We start from the raw sequence: 23,079 nt of genomic DNA, 5'->3' as shown, positions 1-23,079 counted from the left end.
CTTCCCCGACTGATTCAGCCAGTCGATATCGACACGCCGCGGAAACCTCCTGAATCACTGTGTTGCGCGCGGGCTCGAGCTTCCCGGCTCCATGCGCAGCGAACATGTCGTCCGCGCACGCGGCCTGGTCATCGACCGCGTGCGTTTGACACTACACGCTATTTGGAGATTGTTGTGGATGCATGGAGAGAAGACGTCATGACGACGTTGTCGCGCGCGCTGAGCTTCGACGATGTATTCGAAATCGTTGCCGCACAGGCACGCGCGCTCGATTTTGAAATGTGCGCCTACGGCGCACGCGACCCGCTACCCGTGACGCGGCCCACGTTCCGTACACGCAATACCTATCCGGAATCCTGGCAACAGCGCTATATCGAGGGAAACTATTTCGCACGGGACCCCGTCGTCCGTTACGGGCTGATCTATACGTCACCGCTTGTATGGCCTGTCGACGCGTGCGCGGATGAATCGTTCTGGGAGGAAGCGAAGGCGCATGGTGTTGCGTACGGCTGGTCGCAGCCCATTCGCGACAAGCACGGGCGCATCGCGATGTGGAGTGTCGCGCGTAGCGCGGACCCGATTTCGGATCTCGAACTTGCGGCCACGGAAAGCCGGCTGATCTATCTGGCGCACGCCGCTCACGCGGTGAATTCGCGCCTGGTCGACGCGCCGGCGGCCGCGATGCAAATGGGCCCGTTCACCACGCGCGAAAAGGAAGTGCTGAAATGGGCCGCTGACGGGAAGACCGCGCTGGAAATCGCTTCCATTCTTTCCATCTCGGAGCGAACCATCACCTTCCACATGCAGAACATCATGGAGAAACTCAACTCGGTCAACAAGACACAGGCGATCGTCAAGGCCGTGTTGCTCGGCATCATCTACTAATCACAAACGGCGCGATTCGGTCTCCCGTACCGGTTGCCGTCACAACGGCATGCGTGTCTGAAGCGCGTGCATGCACGCTGCAGGTATAGCCGCATGCGGAACCCGTCCGCCGCCCCGGTGTCCGGCACCATGCCGGCGCCGGCCATGCCGAACGCTTGCGCGCCGTGCTCCGCGTCGCCGATTCGACCGGCCGTCACAGTCCATTACGCACGTGATCGAGCAGCGCCTGCAGCGGATGACGCACCTGCCGCGCGGACATGCGCTTCACCTGGCTCCGACACGAATAGCCAGTCGCCAGCGCTTCGCCCTGCGCTTGCGGCGCATCGACATGCGCGGCCCACGATTGTGCATAGATCGTCTTCGATGTCTGCAGGTTGCGCGCCTCGTGCCCGTAAGTTCCCGACATCCCGCAACATCCGGTCGCCTGAACCGTCAGCCGCAACCCGCGGCGCGCGAACACCTGCGCCCACTGCTTGCCGCTGTCCGGCGCGTTGGTCTTCTCCGTGCAATGCGGCAGCAGCCGGTACGCTGCCGAAAGATCGGCAGCGCCCGCGTCCGCGCCGCCTTCCGGCAGCGCGTGCAGCAGCCACTCCTGCGGCAGCGCGACCTTCGGCACGTCGGCCAGCCCCGTCACCTTCAGGTATTCCTGCCGATAGGTGAGCGTCATCGCCGGATCGAGGCCGACGAGCGCGACACCCGAGCGCGCGAGCGCCGCCAGTTGCGTCGCGTTGCGAATCGCAGCCTTCTCGAACGCGCGGAGAAAGCCCTGCACATGCAGCGCCTTGCCGTTCGGCGCGAGCGGCGCGAGCCAAACCTGGAAGCCGATGCGTGCGGCCAGCTCGATCAGCGTCGCCAGCTGCTCGGTGTCGAAATAGCGCGTGAACGTGTCCTGCACGATGACGACGCTGCGCGCGCGCTGCGCGTCGCCCAGCGCGGCGAGCGCGTGCGGATCGGCCGGCCGAACGTTCCACCGCCGGATCACGGCCGCGAGATCGAAGCGGCTCAGGAGCGGGCTGTCGACCATGCCGACGTGCCGCTCGAGCAGCGTGCGCACCCAGCCGGCACGCATCAGCCCGTTGTACAGCGCCGGCACGCGCGCCACCCACGGCATCGTGAATTCGAGCGAGCCGATCAGGTAGTCGCGCACCGGCCGCAGGTAGCGCTGGTGATACAGCTCGAGAAAGCGCGAGCGGAACTCGGGCACGTTGACCTTGACCGGGCACTGCCCCGCGCATGATTTGCATGCGAGGCAGCCGGCCATCGCGTCATACACCTCGTGCGAGAAGTCGGCTTCCCCGTTGCGCGCGGCGCGGCTGTTGCGCCAGCGCGTCGCGAGACCGCGCAGGAACGGCTGTCGCGTACGCGCCGCCGCGACGACGTCGATGCCGGCCTGTCCTTGCAGGCGCAACCATTCGCGCATCAGCGACGCGCGCCCCTTCGGCGACTGCACCCGTTCGCGCGTCGCCTTCCATGACGGGCACATCGCATCGTCCGGATCGAAGTTGTAGCACGCGCCGTTGCCGTTGCAGTGCATCGCCGTGCCGTAGCTCTGCCATACGCGCTCGTCGATCTGCCGGTCGTGGTCGCCGCGCGTGGGCACCTCGTCGATCTTCAGCAGCCGCAGCGTGTTGTCCGGCGGCGTCGCGATCTTGCCCGGGTTGAACTGGTTGTGCGGATCGAACGCGGCCTTCAGTTGCTGCAGCGACGGATACAGTTCGCCGAAGAACGCCGGCGCATATTCGGAGCGCACGCCCTTGCCATGCTCTCCCCATAACAGGCCACCATGCCGCTGCGTGAGTTCGGCCACCGCGTCCGACACCGGCCGCACCAATGCGGCCTGCTTCGGGTCCTTCATGTCGAGCGCCGGGCGCACATGCAGCACACCCGCGTCGACGTGGCCGAACATCCCGTACTGCAGCCCGTGGCCGTCGAGCAGCGCGCGGAATTCGGCGATGTACGCCGCCAGGTTCTCGGGCGGCACCGCGGTGTCCTCGACGAACGGCTGTGGGCGCGCCTCGCCCTGCACGTTGCCGAGCAAGCCGACCGCGCGCTTGCGCATCGCGTACACGCGCTTGACCGCCTCGTCACCGGTCGCGAGCGTGTGGCCCAGGCGCTCGACGCTCGTATCGGTGCGCAGATGCTCGACGAACGCACGCACGCGCGCATCGACCTCCTCAGCATCGTCGCCGCTGAATTCGATCAGGTTGATGCCGAGCGTCGGACGCGCTTCGTCCTGCGGGAAATACTCGGCCACGCTGCTCCACACGAAATCCTTCATCGCGAGCATCAGCACCTTCGAGTCGACCGTCTCGATCGACAGCGGCTTGAGCGCGAGCAGCGCGCGTGCATCGCGCAGCGCGTCCATAAAGCCGGCGTAGCGCACGTTCACCAGTACCGAAACCTTCGGGATCGGCAGCACGTTCAGCTTCGCCTCGACGACGAAGCCGAGCGAGCCTTCGGCGCCGCACAGCACGCTGTTCAGGTTGAAGCGGCCATCCGGTTCGCGCAGGTGCGCGAGATCGTAGCCGGTCAGGCAGCGATTGAGCTTCGGAAACTTGGCGTCGATGAACGCGGCTTTTTCGTCGCTGATACGGCGCGCGGTGCGATAGACCTTGCCGACCCGGTCCTGCCGCGCGCAGCGGCGTTCCAGCTCGTCGTCCGCGAGCGCATCGCTGTGCAGCTGCTCGCCGCCCATCAGCACGAAGTCGAGCGCGAGCACGTGGTCGCGCGTCTTGCCGTACGTGCAGCTGCCTTGCCCGCTCGCATCGGTGTTGATCATCCCGCCGACCGTCGCGCGGTTCGACGTCGACAGCTCCGGCGCGAAAAAGAGGCCGTGCGGCTTCAGCTCCGCATTGAGCTGATCCTTGACGACGCCCGCCTGCACGCGCACCCAGCGCTCGTCGGCATTGATTTCGAGGATCCGGTTCATGTTGCGCGACAGGTCCACGACCACGCCGTCGGTCAGCGACTGCCCGTTGGTGCCGGTGCCGCCGCCGCGCGCGGCCACCGCGACGTCGCGGTGCGCGGGGTCGGCCAGCAGCCGCGCGACGAGCCGCACGTCCTCCGCATGCGCGGGACAGATCACCGCCTGCGGCAGACGCTGGTAGATCGAGTTGTCGGTCGCCTGCACGGTCCGGTTCGCATGGTCCGCGCGGATTTCGCCGGCGAATCCGGCGGCCTGGAGGGCGGCGAGAAAGTCGCGGTAACGGCCTTCGGGCGGGCTGACGGGACGGGGCAACGGAGCGATCGACATGGGATGAAAGCGCGAGATGGACGGAGGCGCTGCGCGGTCTCGATCAGAAACATGACTTTTGAGCAAGATTCCACGCCACGCGGAAATCGAGTATCTTGCGAATCAGCGCGAGAAACAAACGAATTCTCCCCCGGCAAAACTTGCATAAAACTCATGAATTACCGTCGCCTGACCCCGTCCATGTCACTGTTGCTGGTGTTCGAGGCCGCCGCGCGCCACGAAAGCTACACGCGCGCGGCCGACGAGCTGTCGCTGAGCCAGAGTGCGATCAGCCGGCAGGTGCAAACGCTCGAGGATCAGCTCGGCGTGCCGCTGTTCCGGCGTGAGGGCCGCTCCGTGAAGCTGACGGAAGTCGGGCGGCGCTACTTCGTCGAGCTGAGCGGCGCGCTCGGGCGCATCCGCGGCGCGACGCTGCAGGCGATGTCGCACCAGGCCGGCGCCGGCACGCTGCGGCTCGCGACCTTGCCGACCTTCGGCTCGAAATGGCTGCTGCCGCACCTGCACGACTTCTATGCCGCGCATCCGGGCGTGACCGTGCACCTGCATTCGCGAATCGGCGGCATCGACTTCCATACCGACGATCTCGACGCGGCCATCACCGTCGGTGCGGGCGACTGGCCCGGCCTGCACGCGCACCGGCTGTACAACGAGTTCCTGATCGCGATCGCGAGCCCCGATGCGGCCGGGCGCCGCAAGGCCGGCCCGCGCGCGCCGGCATGGGCGGTCGGGCAGACGCTGCTGGGCGTGACGAGCAATCAGCACGCATGGGCGGAATGGTTCTCGCACTTCGGCCTCGATCATCGCGAGATGCGCATCGGCCCGAGCTTCGAGCTGACGTCGCACCTGATCCAGGCCGTGCGGGCCGGCATGGGGATCGGCCTCGTGCCGAAGGTGCTGGTCGAAGACGAACTGAGCCGCAACGAGCTCGTGTCGATCGGCGACGCGATCACCAGCCAGCGGAGCTACTACCTCGTGTACCCGCCGGAAAACGACACGCTGCCGTCGCTGGTGGCGTTTCGGGAGTGGCTGCTGAAATCGTGCTGACGCGATCACGTGCGCCATTCATCGAGAATCTGCTCCGCCAGGTAGTCGCACGGCGGCCGCGCGGACTTGGCGCTGCGCGCCAGCACGACCTCGAGTTCGCCGAGCGGCGGCAGCCCGTGGCTTTCCGAAAGCTGCACGAGATGATCGGGAATGCAGCAGCGCGCGAGCGGCGCAACGGCGAGCCCGGCCTCGACCATGCTCAGTAGCCCGAGGTGGCTCGGGCTTTCGTAAGACATCCGGTACGGGATCTTCTGCCGGTTCAGCGCCTTGACCGCGTGATCGCGCGCCATGCTGCCGCCGTGCGTGAAGAACGCGACCGGCAGCGGCCGCTCTTCCCACACGTTACGCTTGGGTGAGCCGACCCAGACGAGCGGCTCCATCCGGATCAGCTCGCCGGTCACGCCCTTGATCCGCGTGAGGCACGCGAGGTCGACGGTGTTGTCCTTCAGCATCGGCACGAGCGCGCTGCTCGGCTGGCCGATCACGCGCACTTCGACGCGCGGATGCATCGCCGCGAACTTGCCGAGCACCTGCGGCAGCAGCGACGAGATGTAGTCGTCGGGCACGCCGATCGTCACGCGACCGCGGATCTCCGGCCGCACGACCGACGCCCACGCCTCATCGCGCATCGCCAGCATCCGGCGGCCGTATTCGGCGAGCACGCGGCCGTCGTCGGTGGCCGTGACGTTGCGCGTGTCGCGGATGAACAGCGGCTTGCCGAGCGCATCCTCCAGCGCCTTGATCTGCATGCTCACCGCCGACGGCGACCGGTGCACGGCCTGCGCGCCCTGCGCGAACGATCCGGATTCCGCGACGGCCACCACCATCGCGAGCACATCGAGGTCGAGCTTTTTCATATCGATTCAGAAAAACTGATTAATCGATTCAGTTTATCCCGTTTTACTGTTTGCCTCCATGATCGGACAATGAATCCCGTCAGCACTCATTCGATGCAGGAAGCGAACAACATGCATACGTCCGGATCGCTCTACGGGTTTCTCGTCATTGGCGGCATGCTCGCGGTCACGCCGGGGCCGAACATGGTCTACGTGATGTCGCGCTCGATCGCGCAGGGGCGTGCGGCCGGGCTCATTTCGCTCGCCGGCGTGATGATCGGCTACCTGTTCTACATGTTCGGCGCGGCGTTCGGCATCACGACGCTGTTCATGAGCGTGCCCTATGCGGGCGCCGTGCTCGGCGTGGTGGGCGCCGCCTATCTGCTCTACCTCGCATGGCAGGCCGTGCGGCCCGGCGGCCGTTCGCCGTTCGAGGTGCGGACGCTGCCGAACGAGCAGCCGCTGCGGCTGCTCGCGATGGGCGCGACCACCAGCGTGCTGAATCCGAAACTCGCGATGCTGTTCGTGTCGCTGCTGCCGCAGTTCATCGATTACCGGCAAGGCAGCGTGTTCGGCCAGTCGCTGTTTCTCGGTTCGTTGTTGATCGCGGTGTTCGCTTCCGCGAACGGGCTGGTCGCAATCTGCTCGAGCAGCATCGCGACGTTCCTGCGCGGGCGTCCGGCACTGCTGCTCGCGCAGCGCTGGGCGATGGGAGCGGTGCTCGGCAGCCTCGGCGTGCAGATGCTCGTCGAGGCGTCGAGAATGGCGGATTTCGCGTAACGCGCTCGGCGGGTCGCGGATCGGCTGAAGCGCCGGCCCGCACGCGCCGCCCGTCGTGCGGCAGCGCTCGTCGATGGCCGGCGACACGTATCGCCGGGCATCGCATTCACACGCTCGGGCAGTCGCGGGTGGTCATAACCGGCTGCCGCACACCCGCGCGCATCACGCGGCAACCGCCTGCCGCCGCGCTTCGAGCTCGCGCACGAGCGGCAGCACGCGCTGGCCGAAGTACTCGACTTCCTCGATGAAATGCAGGAACCCGGTGAGCACGAGATCGACGCCAATCGCCTTCAGCGCGACGATCCGCTCGGCGATCTGCTGCGGCGTGCCGATCAGGTTCGTGCGGAAGCCGTCGTTGTACTGCACGAGATCCTCGAACGTCGACTTCGCCCAGTTGCCCTCGCCTTCCGGCGATGCGCTGCCGGCCTGTTTCACTGCATCGCCGAACGCATGCACGGCCTCGACGTGCGCGTGCCGGATGATGTCGTCGAGCACGGCCCGCGCCTCTTCCTCGGTGTCGCGCGCGATCACGAACGCATTGACGCCGATCCGCACGCGATGGTTGTTCGCCGCGGCCTTTGCGCGGATGTCGTCGATCTGCGCCTTCAGGTTCTCCGGCGTGTTGCCGTTCGTGAAGTACCAGTCCGACACGCTCGCCGCGTTGTCGCGCGCCGCGCGCGAGCTGCCGCCCTGGAAAATCTCCGGATGCGGCTTCTGCACGGGTTTCGGGCTCAGCGTGTAGTCGTTGAAGCGGTAAAAGTCGCCCTTGAACGTGAAATTGTCCTGCGTCCAGATACCCTTCAGCGCCTGGATGAACTCCTTCGAGCGCCGATAGCGTTCGTCATGCTCGAGCCACGGCTCGCCGATCGCGGTGAATTCGCCCTTGAACCAGCCGCTGACGACGTTGATCGCGATGCGTCCGTTCGAAATATGATCGATCGTCGCGAGCTGCTTCGCGACCACGGCCGGATGCCACGGCCCCGGCAGGATCGCGGCGAGCACCTTGAGCTTCGTCGTCGCGTGCAGCAGCGCCTGGCTGAACGAGACCGATTCGTGCTGGTATTCGGCGCCGTAGCCGGCCGTGAAGCGGATCTGGCTCAGCGCGTAGTCGAAGCCGGCCGCCTCGGCCGTGCGCGCGAGCTTCTGGTTGTATTCGAGACTCCAGTCGGTACGCTGCTCGATCGTGCTGACGACGAGGCCGCCGCTGACGTTCGGCACCCAGTACGCGAATTTGACGCCGTCGGCGGAAGGTTCGTGAATGCTCATGAAAGGTCCTGATCGAAGGGGAAAACGGGTTACGCAGCCACGGCGGCGAGTGCGCGCGGCCGCAGTTGCGGCACCGCACGGTCCACCGCGAGCGCGATGCGGGCGCGCAGCGCGGGGTTCGCGATCTCGTAGCCGTCGAAATCGCTTTCGGCCGCGTACACGCCGATCGGCAACGTGCGCGCCTGGAAGAAGCTGAACAGCGGCCGCAGTTGGTGATCGATCACGAGCGCGTGGCGCTCGCTGCCGCCGGTGGCCGCGAGCAGCACCGGCACATCGATCAGCGATTCGTGATGCACGAGGTCGAACAGGTGCTTGAAGAGGCCGGTGTACGACGCGCGATACACGGGGCTCGCGACGATCAGCACATCGGCCGTCTCGATCGCGCGGATCAGTGCGTCGAGATCGGGCGGTACCTGCGCACGCTTCAGCGCGCCGGCCAGCCGGTTGCCGATCTCGCCGAGTTCGATCAGCCGCGTGTCGATCGGTAACGTGTCGCCGAGCGCGGCAACGATCGCGTTCGTCAGCGCCAGTGTGCGTGACGGTCGTTGCAGCCCGCCCGACAGGGCGACTACGTTGAGGGTGTTGCTCATGCCATGCGTTCCCGTGGTCGAGCGGCGCGCTGTCGCGCCGATACGGTGCCAGGGTTGCAAGGAGCGTGCCATTGTCGACGGTTGCGCGATCGTCCGATCATCTGCATCACGAAGTTTTCCTCGATCGCCCGCCGGGTATGGGTTCCGCGGCCAATTGGCCAGCCGTGGCAAGCGTTCCAGGAAACGCCTCACATCGATATTCCACAGCGAGATGAACCGGCGGAAACAGCGTTGCTGATGCGCTGCTGCTCAATCAGCAGTTTTGCGCGCGGCGCGCGTCCGATCGCAGCGGTCAGGCACCGTCGCATCGAACACGATAACGTCGAATCCACTGTCGCCGCAGCGCGCTCGCGCGTCGCTGCATCCTGCGCAGCAATGCCGCTTTCGTTATCAGAAATCGATGCTTCCAGTGCGGCGCAAAACACGGAACACTCAGCTGACCACGCAGCAACCGGACCGCGCCGCCCATCGGCGCGGGTCCGCCCGTTCGAACGACTCACGCCTTGATCGCCATGACCTCCCTGTTTGCCACGCCGCGTCCGGTCAATCTTCGTATCGTCACCGCTCAGCCGGACGAATCGCGCACGCGCTCGCGCGGCGCGCCCGTTCTCACCGGCCCGGCACATCACGCGACGGATCGCACCCGTGCACACGTGTTCGTCGATCCGCGTTCGCTCGCGCTGCTCGAACGCGTGCGGCGCGTCGCGCCGAGCGACGCGAACGTGCTGATCGCCGGCGAGACCGGCACCGGCAAGGAATTGATCGCGCGCCGCGTGCACGACGTCAGCCATCGCGGCGACGGGCCGTTCGTCGCCGTGAACTGCGGCGCGCTGTCCGACACGCTCGTCGACAGCGAACTGTTCGGTCACGAGAAAGGCGCATTCACGGGCGCGGTCGGCGCGAAGCCCGGCTGGTTCGAAGCCGCGAACGGCGGCACGCTGTTTCTCGACGAGATCGGCGACCTGCCGCTGTCGATGCAGGTCAAGCTGCTGCGCGTGCTGCAGGAGCGCGAGGTCGTACGGCTCGGCTCGCGCGCGAGCATCCCGATCGACGTGCGCGTGGTGGCCGCTACCAACGTCGACCTGGAACAGGCGGTGGCGGCCGGACGGTTTCGCGGCGACCTGTTCTACCGGCTCAACGTCGTGCGGCTCGACGTGCCGACATTGCGCGAACGTCCCGGCGACATCCTGCCGCTCGCGCGCCACTTCCTCGACACATACCGCGGCCGCCTCGGCCACGGGCCGCGCGGCATCGATCCGCGCGCGGCGCGCCGGCTCGAAGCGCATCCGTGGCCCGGCAACATCCGCGAACTGGAGAACGTGATGCATCATGCGGTGCTGGTGAGCCGCCACGATGCGTTGCAGGACACCGACCTGAAGCTGTCGTCGGCATGCGCACCGGCCACGGGCGCGCGGGAAGCAGCGAGCCATGCGCCTGCTCAGGAAGCGCTCGAACTGGCGCTGTGCGCGCTGTTCGACGACGCGCACGAGAACCTGTTCGAGCATATCGAGGACACCGTGATGCGGGTGGCGTTCGACTTCAGCCACCGCAACCAGATCCAGGCCGCGCGACTGCTCGGCATCAGCCGCAATGTGCTGCGCGCGCGGCTGATTCGCGCGAAGGTGATCGCGGCGGTCAAGTAAGAGGAAGCGCGCGGCGACCCGCAGTGCCGCGCTTTCGCGATGCGGATAACGCTCGCGCCGAGCCTGCCACGATCCCTGCTGCGTCGTCGACCGACGCGAGTGAGGCGGAGCGCGGCACCACCACGGCAAGCCGCGGCCAACGAACCGAGCGGCGTCGGGCCGAGTCCCGGCATCAAGCCGCGTTGCAGCCCCACCCCGCCCGAACCGCTCGACCCGCCATTTGCCGCCCCGTTCCGCACGGCCGTGACCGAAGCGCCGCCGACCAGGCTCATGACGAGCCCGGGAATCGGCGCGACGCTGTTATCGTTACATTCGTGCTACGAATGCATCACCCGTAACGCCGACTCTGCTGTGCGCGTCGCCTATCGTTTACAGCACGCCGCCCGGCCGGCCCCCGCCCCATCGTCAGGAAACCGTCGCCATGAAAAAACTCGTGAACCACCCGTCCGATGTCGTGCGCGAAATGCTCGAAGGCATCGCGCGGCAGTCGCCGCATCTCGCGATCCTCGGCGACGAGCACGTGCTCGTCCGCCAGCCGCTGCCCGAGCCGTCGCAGCGCCCCGTCGCGATCCTGTCCGGCGGCGGCAGCGGCCACGAGCCCGCACACGGCGGCTATGTCGGCGAAGGGATGCTGAGCGCGGCCGTCTGCGGTGAAGTGTTCACGTCGCCGTCGACCGACGCCGTGCTCGCCGCGATCCGCGCGAGTGCCGGCCCGAACGGCGCGCTGCTCGTCGTGAAGAACTACACCGGCGACCGCCTCAATTTCGGGCTGGCCGCCGAGCTCGCACGCGCGGAAGGCATTCCGGTGGAGACGGTGATCGTCGCCGACGACGTGTCGCTGCGCGGCCGCGTCGAGCGCGGGCAGCGACGCGGAATCGCGGGCACCGTGCTGATCCACAAGCTGGCCGGCGCGGCCGCCGCTCGCGGGCTGCCGCTTGCCCGCGTCGCGGCAATCGCGCGCGACGCGGCGGCCGAACTCGGCACGATGGGCGTCGCGCTCGACGGCTGCACGATCCCCGGCGCCGAGAAATCGGGGTTCAGTCTCGCCGATCACGAGATCGAGCTCGGCCTCGGCATCCACGGCGAGAAAGGCGTCGAACGCACCGCGCCGCTGCCGGCCGACGCGCTCGTCGACACGCTGCTGTCGAGCATCGTCGCCGATCTCGTGCTCGATCGCGGCGAACGCGTCGCGCTGTTCGTCAACGGTCTCGGCGCGACGCCGGACATGGAGCTGGCGATCGTGCTGCGCGCCGCGTACGACAACCTGAACCGGCGCGGCATCACGGTCGCGCGCGCGTGGGCCGGCACGTTCCTGTCCGCGCTGAACATGCCCGGCTGCTCGATCTCGCTGCTGCGCTTGAACGACGAACGCGCCGCGCTGCTCGACGCGCCGACGCAGGCGCGCGCCTGGCCTGGCGGCGGCGCGGTCAATCCGCAGATTCATCTGGCCGCGGCGGCCGCGCACGACGAGCCGCTGCCGCCGCTCGATGCGGCCGGTCGCGCGTGGGCCGCGCGGCTGCAGCCGGCGCTGCACGCGGTCGCGCACGCGTTGATCGACAACGAAGCGACGCTGACGGAACTCGATACGGCCGCGGGCGACGGCGATCTCGGCGCAAGCATGTATCGCGCCGCGCAGGCGATCCTCGCGTTGCCGGAAGCCGCGTACGCCACGCCGGCCGGTGCACTCGCGGCGCTGGGCGCCGCGTTGCGCCGTGCGATCGCCGGCAGTTCGGGACCGTTTTATGCGACCGCGCTGGTGCGCGCGTCGCGACGCCTCGCCGCCACCGACGATGCCGACGCGACCGCCGAGCCGTCGGCGCGCGACTGGGCCGCGGCGTTCCGTAGCGCGGTGGATGCGATCGGCGAGTTGGGCGGCGCACGCGCCGGCGACCGGACGATGCTCGACGCGCTGGTGCCGGCCGCCGCTGCGTTCGACCGCGCGCTCGACCATGATCGCGACCCGGCGAGCGCGTGGGCGGCCGCGGTGGAAGCTGCGGAACACGGTGCGCGGCAAACGGCCGGCATGACGCCGCGCGCCGGGCGGGCGAGCTATCTCGGCGAACGCGCGATCGGCACGCCGGATGGCGGCGCGGTGGCGGTCGCGTGCTGGTTGCGCGCGTTGCTGCCGCATATTCGCTAGGCACCGATCCGGGCGATGCGCCGGCCTCGCGAGCCGGTCTGCCAGGCCGCCGGGACTGCCGGGCCCGCCGCGCCCGCCGCGCCGCCGCATCCCCGCATCCCCGCATCGCCGCATCGCCGCATCACCGCGCCGCCGCATCGCCGCATCCTCGTCCACGGCACGGGGGAAAACCCCAATCCCCAATATCGTCCTATGACATCCGGCCTCGCTAATTGGCGGGATTACTTTGATCCTCGTCGGCGCCCGCCCGGGCGCATGCTGATAACGAGGATCCCTCATGCGATACGTGCCATCGTGGACTTCCGTTTCCCCCGCCGCGTCCGTCCCGGACGAGACGGCTTCCCGCGGCGACGAGCCGCACTGCCTGCCGCGGGTCGCGATCGCGGCCGCCGCCCTCGGCAATGCGACCGAATGGTTCGATTACGGCATTTACGCGTACGGGCTCGCCTACATTTCCGCCGCGCTGTTTCCCGGCAACACGGCCAGTGCGACATTGTTCGCGCTCGGCACCTTCGCCATCTCGTTCCTGATCCGCCCGCTCGGAGGCCTGTTCTGGGGCCCGCTCGGCGACCGCCTCGGCCGCAAGCGGGTGCTCGCGCTGACCGTGCTCACGATGTCGGGTGCAACCCTGCTGGTCGGCATGCTGCCGACCTACGCGACGGCCGGCTGGCTCGCGCCGGCGGCACTCATCGTGCTGCGCATGGTGCAGGGCTTCTCGACCGGCGGCGAATACGGCGGCGCGGCGACCTTCATCGCCGAATACGCACCGGATTCGCGACGCGGCCTGTGCGGCAGCTTCCTCGAATTCGCGACGATTGCCGGGTTCTCGCTCGGCGCGCTGCTGATGCTCGGCTTCGCGCTGCTGCTCGGCGACTCGTCGATGCACGCATGGGGCTGGCGCCTGCCGTTCCTCGTCGCGGCCCCGCTCGGGCTGATCGGCTTCTACCTGCGTTCGCGCCTCGAGGAAACGCCGGTGTTCCGCGAGCTCGAGGAGCAGGCGCAGCGGCGCGAGCAGAGCACCGCGGCCACCGCGCTGCCGGTCGGTCAGCTGCTGGTCCGCTATGCGCGGCCGCTGCTGCTGCTCGGCGGGCTCGTCGTCGCGTTGAACGTCGTCAACTACGTGCTGCTCGCGTACATGCCGACCTACATGCACAAGGAACTCGGCGTCAGCGAGAACATGTCGCTGCTGATTCCGCTGATCGGCATGCTCGCGATGATGGTGCTGCTGCCGTTCGCCGGCTGGCTGTCGGATCGCGTCGGCCGCAAGACGATGTGGTGGATCTCGCTCGTCGGGCTGTTCGTCGCGGCCGTGCCGATGTTCACCTTGATGACGCACGGCGTGCTCGGCGCATTCATCGGCTTCGCGGTGCTCGGCCTGCTGTACGTACCGCAGCTCGCGACCATTTCCGCGATGTTCCCGGCGATGTTCCCGACCCATGTGCGGTATGCGGGCATGGCGATCGCATACAACGTGTCGACGTCGCTGTTCGGCGGCACCGCGCCGATCGTCAACGACTGGCTGATCGGCAAGACCGGCAATACGATGATTCCCGCGTACTACATGATGGCGGCCTGTGCGGTCGGGCTGGTTGCGCTGGCGGGCGTGATCGAGACGCGCGGGTGCTCGCTGCGCGGCGACACGGTGCCGGGGCGACCGGGCTGATACGCGGCTGATCCGCCTCGGCTTCCGCTTCCCATAAATGGCATCCTTCGCATCGCCCGCCTTCCGGCAACGGACCGCGGGCGATGCGCATATCAGCGGTACATCCACTTGCCGCCCGGCGTGAGGTCGTTTCGCGTGAGCCACGGATACGGCAATTCGAGTCCGGCACCGCCCATCAGCACCCCACGCACGGCCATCACGGGGAGCAGGTTTCGCTTGCGCCCGGCAGCGATTAACATCACTGCACTTTCCGTGGATGAGCCTGACCATGAACGATGCTCAAGACAAGGGCACAACCTCCATCAGCCTGGTGCGTGAGGCCATTCTCGTCGCGACACAGCGGAATCTCGATGTGTCGGCCGTTCTGCAGCACGCTGGAATCGCGGCAGAATTGTTGAATGCGCCGAGAGCCCGCGTGCCGGCGTTGGCCTTTTCGCGCCTGTGGGCGGCGCTGGCCGACTTGATGGACGACGAGTTCTTCGGTCTCGACAGCCACCCACTGCGCCGGGGCAGTTACGCGCTGATGTGCCACGCGGTGCTGCATTCGGACAATCTGGAACACGCGCTGCGCCGCATGCTGAAGTTCCTGCGTGCCGTCCTCGACGACATTCACGGCGAGTTACGCTGCGAAGGCGAGCATGCAGTGATCGTCCTGCATGACGATGGGCGCACACGCCGGCTCTTTGCCTACGGCACGTGGTTCATCCTCGTGCACGGTTTTGCATGCTGGCTCGCACGCAGACGGATTCCGCTGATCGAGATGAGGTTTCGCGCGTCCGCACCTAGCGATGACAGCGACTACCGCATGCGCTTCTGCGAGGACGTGACGTTCTCCGCGGAGGAGACCCTGATCCGGTTCGATCGCAGTTTCCTCGACCTCAAACTGTCCGGCACGGAAGCGAGCCTGCGTGCATTCCTGGAGAATGCACCGGCCAATATCCTGGTCAAGTATCGCAATGAATCGAGCACGACGGCCCAGGTCAGGCGCCGACTCAGAAACCAGGTCCCCGACGACTGGCCGGACCTCGACGCGCTCTCGCGGTTGCTGAATCTATCCGCGGCCACGCTGCAACGCCGCCTGCTGGCCGAAGGCACGAACTACCGGCAACTGAAAGACGAATTGCGCCGTGACATCGCAATCGAGTTGCTTTCCAGCACTTCTCTCACGGTCGCGGAAGTCGCTGCACGGACTGGATTTCAGGAAGCCAGTGCTTTTCACAGGGCCTTCAGGAAGTGGACGGGGGCCAGCCCGGGAATGTACCGCCAGGGCAAGGCGAACGCTTGATCGTACCTTCGAGTGGTCGACAGGCTCGAGCCTCGTTTCCAAACGAGCGTTGCGCAAGAGCAGGGATGCTGAGGCCAGGCAAGGCCACGCCGTGCAACCGATGAATCGCGCGCGGGCAGGCAGCGCCGATGCCGCATTCCGCTCATGCTCGCTCGAATTCCCGGGTAATGGGCAGCCGACGCACGAAGCACAGTGAAAACCCGGCGTGTCCACAGACCTCACGCAAACTGAGGTCGGCGGGCATGGATTGGTGTGCCGCCCAGGCTGACACTGCAACCGCGTTCGGCAAACCAGCACAAGCCTCGCGCCCGGTTGCGCGGCGTGACCGGAGTTGGCTCCGCGAAAGCCCCGCACTTGATAAACACCGCAAGACAAGCAATCGCTTACTCGGGCCGCAGTTTTCCCTTCGACCCGCCGCGCGACAAGAAGAATCGCCCTCGATGAGCAGCGCATTGCGGTAGCAAAAAATATATGGAGACGAGAATGAGAACCCGGTTCAGAATCCGCCGAAGCCCGGCTATTGTGAGTGTTCTATTCGCAGCATCGGCCGTTACCGTATCCGGCTGCGGCGGCGATGACACGGCATCGGCAAACGCCGCGGTCGTGACGGCAGCCGCGAAGTGCAGTGCGTTGGCTGGCACGATCGTTCCTGCCACCTCGATCGGGTTGCCGACAACCGGTGCGACTGTCGTGTCCGCGACGCTCGTCGCCGATACCGCTTCTGGTAACCGCAATGGTGAGTACTGCAAAGTGCTCGGCACCATTCATCCGGTCGATTTCAACGCGCCCGATATTCGGACGGAGGTGGATCTTCCGACCAACTTCAACGGAAAAGCGGTCCACTTTGGCGGCGGCGGATTTGACGGCACCATTGCCGATACCGAGGGTTCGCCCGCCGACGGGTTCCTGGCGGGGGCAGAGCCCGCGGGCGTCAGTACGCCGTTGCGCCGGGGTTACGTAACGATGGGGAGCGACAGCGGGCATGAGGGAAACGCCCTGGACGGTTCGTTTGCGGCAAACGACGAGGCACTCGCCAACTACGCAGGCGACCACATCAAGAAGACGCACGATTTCGCAGCCTACCTTGCAAAGGCACGATATGGGTCGGACTTCGTGCACAGCTATTTCATTGGCGGCTCGAGCGGCGGACGACAAGGCTTGATCGCCGCGCAACGATTCCCGCACGACTACGACGGCATCATTTCCACCTATCCCGCGTCGGGAATCGCGGGGCTGTGGTTGCAGATGGGCAGGATCTCGCGATCTCTGCTGGCGCCCGGAGGATACGTCACGCCCGCCAAAGGCAAGGCCGTGCTCGCAGCGGTCATCAAGCAATGCGACGCGCTGGACGGTGTGGCTGACGGCATTATCAGCAACCCTGCTGCGTGCGTGTTCGATCCGGCAGCGATTCGCTGCTCGGGCGGCGGCGACACCGGCGACAGTTGCTTGTCGGACGCGCAAATCAATACGCTGAACACCGCCGGCACACCGCTCGACTTCGGCTTCGATCTGGCAAACGGAATTCACACCTTTCCGGCATATAACGCGTTCTCCGGTGCGGACTTTTGGTCGACTCCGCTGGCCTGGGGTAGTTCCGCCGCCGATGCGACGGTCGAGCCCGGGGTGATCGGCAAGACCGCATTTTTTTACGCGTTCCCAAATGACATGCTCCGGTTCGCGGTCGCTCGCGACGCTGCCGCCAGCATTCTGAATTTCAATCCTGCGAACCCGGGCTCATTGACCTCGCGCGTCCAGGCGGTGAGTGCGCTCATGGACAGCACCAGCACCGACTTGAGTCAATTCCAGAGCCGCGGCGGCAAGATCATTCTCCAGCACGGACAGTCAGACCAGTTCATCCCCGCGCAATTGTCGATCGATTACTACAACAGGCTGGTCTCCCGATTCGGGCAGGGACCACTGGGTCAATTTCTGAAGTTCTACCTGGTACCGGGTGCGGCCCACAGCTTCGGCGGACAATTCAATGGTTCATATGACGGTCTGACGGCATTGGACAACTGGGTGACGAAAGGTGTCGCGCCCAAAGATCTGACCATCACCGACCTGACTCCGGCAACAGCCGGACGTACCCGACCGCTGTGCGAATACCCGCAGTGGCCCAAATACATCGCGGGCGACCAGAATCTGGCGGCGAGCTTCTCGTGCTCGAATTAGTCCGGTTCGGCGTGCGCGGCAATCGGCTGTGCCGGGCGGTTGGCTTCCGCCCGGAATTGTCCGCGCTGACGCAACTGGGTCCGCACGTTCCAGCCCGATGCAAATCACTACCCTCGTTACGCGCGTACGCAAACGAATAGACAAATAGCCCGTGCGATGCGGACCGTCGCACGGAGCACGGTCTGCCCGACGGACAGCGGCGATCCATCGTCAAGAGAAGCGATTTCTCCAACTGGCTGCCGCCAGTGCCATAACGCCGCAACCATCGGTGTCCGGCGACCTCATTCAGGTTGAAGTTCACGGACATGGACTGCCAATCGCGCCCGTCCGACACTGGTTGCAACTCGCGCGCATTTCAAGCACGACATTAAATCCAAGGAGCCGACATGAACCAGATAGACGTGTACTCACTCGCCGGTCGAGCCAGATTCAATGGCTTCCATGCGCTTGTGCTGTTCTGGTGTGTCCTGATGTTGATACTCGACGGCTACGACCTTGCCGTCGTCGGCGCGGCGCTGCCGTCGATCATGAAGGACATGCACATCGACGCGACCAGCGCCGGCATCATGGCCGGCTCGACGCTGTTTGGCGTCATGCTCGGGGCCATTTTCCTCGGCACGCTAGCTGACCGTTTCGGACGACCAACGATGATGTGCGTTTGCGTGGCGCTGTTCAGTCTGTTCACCGCGGCCGCCGGGTTGACGAGCGATCCCGTCAGTTTCAGCGTCACGCGCTTCGTCGCCGGTCTGGGCATCGGCGGCGTGTTGCCGATCGTCACCGCGCAGATGGCGGAGTTTTCGCCCAATGCGTTGCGTACCCGATTGGTCACGCTGGTGTTCGCCGGATATTCGATTGGCGGAATTCTGGTGGCGCTCACCGCGAAGCAGCTTATCGGCAGCTACGGCTGGCAATCGGTCTTTTTCGCCGCGGGCCTGCCCGTCCTGCTGATCCCGTTCATCATCAAGACGATGCCCCATTCGATGGTCTTCCTGATCAAACGCGGCCGGCACGACAAACTGCGCGCGGTGCTGAAGCGGTTGGTGCCCGACTATCCGTTGAGCGGTCAAGAACAGTTTGCGGGCGGTTCGTCAGACAAAGCCCAGGACGCGTCGGTGCGACGCCTCTTCCAGGACGGGCGCGGCTTCAGTACCTCGATGATCTGGGTCGCGTTCATGACGGGCCTCTTCATGGTCTACGCGCTCAGTTCGTGGTTGACCAAGCTGATGGCCATGGCCGGATATAGCCTGGGCTCGGCCTTGAACTTCGTGATTGTGTTCAACGTCGGCGCCATCGCCGGCGCGATCTTCGGCGGCTGGCTCAGCGACAAGGTCAACATCAAGCGGGTGTTGATTGCGTTCTACATCGTCGGCGCGGTCGCGCTATCACTGATGGGCTACACGAAGTCGACCGCATCGTTGTTTGTCGTCGTATTCGTGGTCGGCGCGTCGACGCTCGGTACGCAATTGCTTGCGTACGCTTATGCCGGTGACTTCTATCCCCATGCGATCCGGTCTACGGGTGTCGGCTTTGCTTCCGGCGTGGGCCGGATCGGCGCGATCGTGGCGCCGGTGCTCATCGGTTGGCTCGTGTCCTTGAAGCTGCCGCTCGAACAGAATTTCATGGCAATCGGCCTGGCTGGCCTCATCGGCGCGGCGGCGGTGACGCTGATCAACCAGACACGTGCCGACTCGCATCGCTCGAACAGTGCGCCTGTTGTCGCGGTTCAGGGTAGCGCCGGCAGCTGACGCTTCTGCATCGCAACTCGATCGCCGACATGCTTGCGAACAACACGGCTCGTATGAGCTCTACCTCAGCAAACACCACATGGCTCACTGCAAAGCACCTTTCAATGCCGGTATCGAAATGGACCGTCTCGCTCCTCTTCCGTTGAACTCGTTCGCCGACGTGACCCGCGCCGTCGATTGGGCGCTCGTCACGCGGCGCAGCGTCCGCGCTTTCCTTCCGACGCCGGTTCCTCGCGAGCACATCGAGGCCATCCTCGACGTGGCGCGCTTCAGCGCGACCGGCGTCAACATCCAGCCGTGGCATGTGCATGTCGTGACCGGCGCGACGAAGTCCCGCCTGTCTGCCGCCATCAACGAGATCAATGACGATCCTGACCGCAGCTCCGACCTGGACGAGCCCTACGACTACTACCCGCGCGAATGGATCGCACCTTATGTCGATCGCCGGCGCGCGGTTGGCTGGAACCTGTATGGCTTGCTGGGCATCGAGAAGGGTGACAAGGAGCGCATGCACGTCCAGCACGGTCGCAACTACCGCTTCTTCGACGCACCCGTGGGCCTGTTCTTCACGGTAGACCGCGTCATGCGTGAGGGAAGTTTGCTCGACACGGGGATGTTCCTGCAAAGCGTGATGATCGCCGCCCGGGCGCGCGGCCTCGACACCTGCCCGCAGGCGGCTTTCAACAAGTTCCACCGCGTCATCGCCAACGAACTGTCCATTCCCGACAACCAGATGTTGGTGTGCGGCATGAGCCTCGGTTATGCGGATCACGGCTGCATCGAGAACACGCTGGTCACGGAGCGCAGTCCGGTACGCGATTTCACCACTTTTTATAATGAATGAATGGAGACAACGTCATGAGTGCAACGGCCTATTCTCGAGGTCTTGAGAAGAACGCGGCAAACCACGTTCCATTGACGCCCCTGACCTTTCTCGATCGAACCGCCGACGTCTATCCGAATCGCACCGCGATCATTCATGGCGACTTCCGGCAGACGTGGGCGAAAACGCGTGAGCGTTGCTATCGCTTCGCGTCGGCGCTCGTTCGGTTGGGGATCGAACCGGGCGACACGGTGTCGATCATCGCGCCGAACACCCCGGCCATGCTCGAGGCCCACTTCGGCGTTCCGCTGTCGGGCGCCGTTCTCAATGCCATCAATTGCCGCCTCGATGCCGACGGCATCGCATTCATTCTGCGCCACGGCGAATGCAAGCTGCTGCTCGTGGATCGCGAACTGGCTCCCCTGGTCGCGAAAGCGTTGCAGTCGGTTCCCCATCCGCCACGCGTGATCGACATCAACGATCACGAAGCACCCGACGGCCCGGCCATTGGCGAAACCGACTATGAGTCGCTGCTGGCGAGCGGCGATCCGGAATTTGCCGGCCGCCGCCCGGCCGACGAGTGGACGCCGATCGCGTTGAACTACACGTCGGGCACCACCGGAGATCCGAAAGGCGTCGTGCCGAGCCATCGCGGCACCTACGTGATGAGCCTGTTGCAAATGACGAACTGGCCGCTCCCGCGTGCGCCGATCTACCTGTGGACGCTTCCCATGTTCCACGCGAACGGCTGGTGCTTCACATGGGCGATTACGGCAGCGGCGGGCACGCATGTCTGTTTGCGCAAGGTGAATGCCGCGAATATTCTGTCTGCCATCGCCAAGCACGGCGTCGATCATTTTTGTGCGGCGCCGATTGTTCTCGCAGGCATCGCGAGCGTGCCGCCGTCGGAACTGCAGCCGTTGCCCCGTCGTGTGCGGGTTCTGACCGCCGGCTCGCCGGCGCCGGCAGCGGTGCTGGAGGCCGTCGGCGCGATGGGTTTCGACGTCGACCACGTCTATGGCATTACCGAGATCGCCGGCACGCCGATCAGTTGCGCATGGCACGACGAGTGGGATACGTTGCCGTCGGACCAGCAAGGGAGAATGAAAGCGCGACAGGGTGTACGCGCGGCGGCGTTCGAGAACATGTCGGTAACCGATCTCGCGACGCTCGAACCCGTCCCCGCCGATAGCACGTCTTGCGGCGAAGTGCTGGTCCGCGGGAATACGGTCATGATGGGGTACTTCAAGAATGCCGACGCAACGGCAAAAGCGTTCGCCGGCGGCTGGTTCCACACCGGCGATCTTGCGGTCGTGCATCCCGACGGCTATATCCAGATCACCGACCGCTCCAAGGACGTCATCATCTCGGGTGGAGAAAACATTTCGTCCGTGGAAGTGGAGGAGGTCATTTATTGCATGGCAGGCGTGCTCAACGCGGCCGTGGTCGCTCAGCCGGACCACAAATGGGGCGAGACGCCTTGTGCGTTCATCGAACTGAAACCGGATGCCTCCCCCATCACCGAGCAGGACGTGATCCTGTTCTGCCGCGAGCGACTGGCGCATTTCAAATGCCCGCGTCGTGTGATTTTCGGCGAATTGCCCAAGACCGCCACCGGCAAGATCCAGAAGTTCCGTCTTCGGGAGCAAGCGGGCAGCCAGGCCGCGATCACGAGATTGGCGGGATAGCGCTGTCGGTCCCCTCGGCGCCCTGACGGGCGCCGGATTGTTGTCGCCCGGACAACATCATGTGCGCACACGCGGTGCTACTGGCATCCGCCGCCCTTTCCTACAATCGCTCACACGCTCGATCGACATGCGAGCGAAGCGAAGGACGCGACCTGCACGGTCGTGCTCGCGAACCGCGCTGCGCAGTGCGGCTTACCCCACATGATCAACAGGACGATCGACCATGAACAAATCCATCCGCAATGTACAGCCGGTTACCGCCCCCCTCGGCAACGAAGATGCGGGCGAACTCGTCTCTTCCCGCTACGCGGTGCGCATCGGCGACGTCGATGTCGTGCTGATCAGCGACGGCGTTCTGCCGCTGCCGACCTCCACCATGTCGACCAACGTGAGCGAAGCGGACCGCAACGAATGGTTCGACGGCCGCTTCCTGCAACGCGACATGTTCGACTGGGCGCTGAATATCGCGCTCGTGCGCAGCGGCGAGCGCCTGATCCTGATCGACTCGGGCGTGGGCGACGGCTTCGAATACTTCACGCGCGCCGGGCGATCGGTCATGCGCCTGGAATCGGCCGGCATCGACCTGGCTGCAATCACCGATATCGTGATCACGCACATGCACATGGATCACGTCGGCGGGCTGAACACCGACGGCGTCAAGGCCCGGCTGAGCCCGGACGTGCGCATTCACGTCTCGGCCGCGGAAGTCGCGTTCTGGAAGAATCCGGATTTCAGCAAGACGGTGATGCCGGAAACCGTTCCGCCCGCACTGCGCAAGGCGGCCGCGAAGTTCGTCGAGCTCTACGGCGAAAACATCGTGCAGTTCGACCGCACCGTGGAAGTCGCGCCGGGCGTGTCGGCGCGCGTGACGGGCGGGCACACGCCGGGACACTGCGTGGTGGACATCGCGTCGAAGGGTGAAAAGCTGACGTTCGTCGGCGATGCCGTCTTCGAAGTCAACTTCGACAATCCCGACTGGCAAAACGGCTTCGAACACGATCCCGAAGGGGCGGTCGACGTGCGTATCGCGCTGTTCAACGAAGCCGCCGAAACCGGCGCGATGCTGGCCGCGGCGCATGTGGCGTTTCCGTCGATCGGGCATGTCGCAAAGAACGGCGACGGTTTCCGCTTCGTTCCGGTAACGTGGGACTACTGATTGATGCAAGGCTGACGACGGACGACGTTTCCCGAATCGGCACCGGTCGATAGAAAGACGCCGCCGCACTTCGGTGCGACGGCGTCTCTCGCGCACATCAGGACCGCAAG

The 23,079-nt window shown here is 65.6% G+C and carries 18 protein-coding genes; 12 read left to right on the top strand and 6 right to left on the bottom strand.

What is annotated here, in order from left to right; all coding sequences use genetic code 11:
• Positions 1-198: 198 nt before the first annotated feature.
• Entirely contained in the window at positions 199-885 is a 687-nt protein-coding gene (locus tag SB771_RS30535; protein ID WP_175662267.1) for an autoinducer binding domain-containing protein, read from the top strand.
• Positions 886-1,078: 193 nt separating this feature from the next.
• On the opposite strand, the gene SB771_RS30530 is transcribed toward SB771_RS30535, so the two are convergent.
• Positions 1,079-4,138: an FAD-binding and (Fe-S)-binding domain-containing protein gene (locus SB771_RS30530; RefSeq protein WP_175662210.1), complete on the bottom strand. Its 3,060-nt coding sequence runs from the start codon at positions 4,136-4,138 to the stop codon at positions 1,079-1,081.
• Between the two features lie 153 nt (positions 4,139-4,291).
• Between SB771_RS30530 and SB771_RS30525 the strand changes: the two genes are divergently transcribed.
• Positions 4,292-5,182 (top strand): LysR substrate-binding domain-containing protein, encoded by an 891-nt coding sequence (locus SB771_RS30525; protein ID WP_105830246.1) that lies wholly within the window; start codon positions 4,292-4,294, stop codon positions 5,180-5,182.
• A 5-nt stretch (positions 5,183-5,187) separates the two neighbouring features.
• Here the strand turns inward: SB771_RS30525 and SB771_RS30520 are convergent, their stop codons facing one another.
• Positions 5,188-6,039 carry a LysR substrate-binding domain-containing protein gene (locus SB771_RS30520; RefSeq protein ID WP_175662211.1) on the bottom strand — a complete coding sequence of 284 codons (852 nt, stop codon included), beginning with the start codon at positions 6,037-6,039 and terminating at the stop codon, positions 5,188-5,190.
• 111 nt (positions 6,040-6,150) lie between these two features.
• On the opposite strand from SB771_RS30520, the gene SB771_RS30515 reads away from it, so the two are divergent.
• Positions 6,151-6,798 (top strand): LysE family translocator, encoded by a 648-nt coding sequence (locus tag SB771_RS30515; protein WP_175662268.1) that lies wholly within the window; start codon positions 6,151-6,153, stop codon positions 6,796-6,798.
• A gap of 162 nt (positions 6,799-6,960) precedes the next feature.
• Here the strand turns inward: SB771_RS30515 and sfnG are convergent, their stop codons facing one another.
• From sfnG to SB771_RS30500, 3 genes are all read right to left on the bottom strand, one after another.
• Positions 6,961-8,064, bottom strand: coding sequence for a dimethylsulfone monooxygenase SfnG (gene sfnG / locus SB771_RS30510; RefSeq protein WP_175662212.1), 1,104 nt, complete (start codon positions 8,062-8,064; stop codon positions 6,961-6,963).
• Positions 8,065-8,093: 29 nt separating this feature from the next.
• Positions 8,094-8,654: an FMN reductase gene (gene msuE, locus SB771_RS30505; RefSeq protein ID WP_175662213.1), complete on the bottom strand. Its 561-nt coding sequence runs from the start codon at positions 8,652-8,654 to the stop codon at positions 8,094-8,096.
• Positions 8,655-8,842: 188 nt separating this feature from the next.
• Positions 8,843-9,154 (bottom strand): hypothetical protein, encoded by a 312-nt coding sequence (locus SB771_RS30500; RefSeq protein WP_175662214.1) that lies wholly within the window; start codon positions 9,152-9,154, stop codon positions 8,843-8,845.
• Positions 9,155-9,166: 12 nt separating this feature from the next.
• On the opposite strand from SB771_RS30500, the gene SB771_RS30495 reads away from it, so the two are divergent.
• From SB771_RS30495 to SB771_RS30485, 3 genes are all read left to right on the top strand, one after another.
• Positions 9,167-10,297 (top strand): sigma-54 interaction domain-containing protein, encoded by a 1,131-nt coding sequence (locus SB771_RS30495; RefSeq protein WP_175662215.1) that lies wholly within the window; start codon positions 9,167-9,169, stop codon positions 10,295-10,297.
• Between the two features lie 421 nt (positions 10,298-10,718).
• On the top strand, positions 10,719-12,437 hold the full coding sequence (locus SB771_RS30490) for a dihydroxyacetone kinase family protein (protein WP_175662216.1): 1,719 nt from the start codon (positions 10,719-10,721) through the stop codon (positions 12,435-12,437).
• Between the two features lie 277 nt (positions 12,438-12,714).
• Entirely contained in the window at positions 12,715-14,100 is a 1,386-nt protein-coding gene (locus SB771_RS30485; RefSeq protein WP_175662217.1) for an MFS transporter, read from the top strand.
• Between the two features lie 92 nt (positions 14,101-14,192).
• Here the strand turns inward: SB771_RS30485 and SB771_RS30480 are convergent, their stop codons facing one another.
• Positions 14,193-14,339, bottom strand: coding sequence for a hypothetical protein (locus SB771_RS30480; protein ID WP_175662218.1), 147 nt, complete (start codon positions 14,337-14,339; stop codon positions 14,193-14,195).
• Between the two features lie 29 nt (positions 14,340-14,368).
• Here SB771_RS30480 and SB771_RS30475 point away from each other — a divergent pair, with 29 nt between their 5' ends.
• The 6 genes from SB771_RS30475 (at position 14,369) to SB771_RS30450 (ending at position 22,969) form a co-directional block, all read left to right on the top strand.
• Positions 14,369-15,385, top strand: coding sequence for an AraC family transcriptional regulator (locus tag SB771_RS30475; RefSeq protein WP_175662219.1), 1,017 nt, complete (start codon positions 14,369-14,371; stop codon positions 15,383-15,385).
• Positions 15,386-15,868: 483 nt separating this feature from the next.
• Positions 15,869-17,557, top strand: a complete 1,689-nt coding sequence (locus SB771_RS30470; RefSeq protein WP_175662220.1) for a tannase/feruloyl esterase family alpha/beta hydrolase — start codon at positions 15,869-15,871, stop codon at positions 17,555-17,557.
• Between the two features lie 386 nt (positions 17,558-17,943).
• Positions 17,944-19,302 carry an MFS transporter gene (locus SB771_RS30465; RefSeq protein WP_175662221.1) on the top strand — a complete coding sequence of 453 codons (1,359 nt, stop codon included), beginning with the start codon at positions 17,944-17,946 and terminating at the stop codon, positions 19,300-19,302.
• Between the two features lie 79 nt (positions 19,303-19,381).
• Positions 19,382-20,146: a nitroreductase gene (locus tag SB771_RS30460; protein WP_175662222.1), complete on the top strand. Its 765-nt coding sequence runs from the start codon at positions 19,382-19,384 to the stop codon at positions 20,144-20,146.
• A 14-nt stretch (positions 20,147-20,160) separates the two neighbouring features.
• The gene (locus SB771_RS30455; protein WP_175662223.1) at positions 20,161-21,813 is read left to right on the top strand and encodes an AMP-binding protein; all 1,653 of its coding nucleotides are present in this window, start codon (positions 20,161-20,163) and stop codon (positions 21,811-21,813) included.
• 223 nt (positions 21,814-22,036) lie between these two features.
• A complete protein-coding gene (locus SB771_RS30450) occupies positions 22,037-22,969 on the top strand; it encodes an MBL fold metallo-hydrolase (RefSeq protein WP_175662224.1) in 933 nt (310 codons plus the stop codon).
• The last annotated feature ends 110 nt before the right edge of the window (positions 22,970-23,079 follow it).

Source organism: Burkholderia sp. SIMBA_051 (assembly GCF_046534915.1).
Taxonomy (GTDB): Bacteria; Pseudomonadota; Gammaproteobacteria; order Burkholderiales; family Burkholderiaceae; genus Burkholderia; species Burkholderia ambifaria.
Note: the sequence above shows the minus strand (reverse complement) of the source record. Positions and strands in the feature narration are given on the sequence as shown.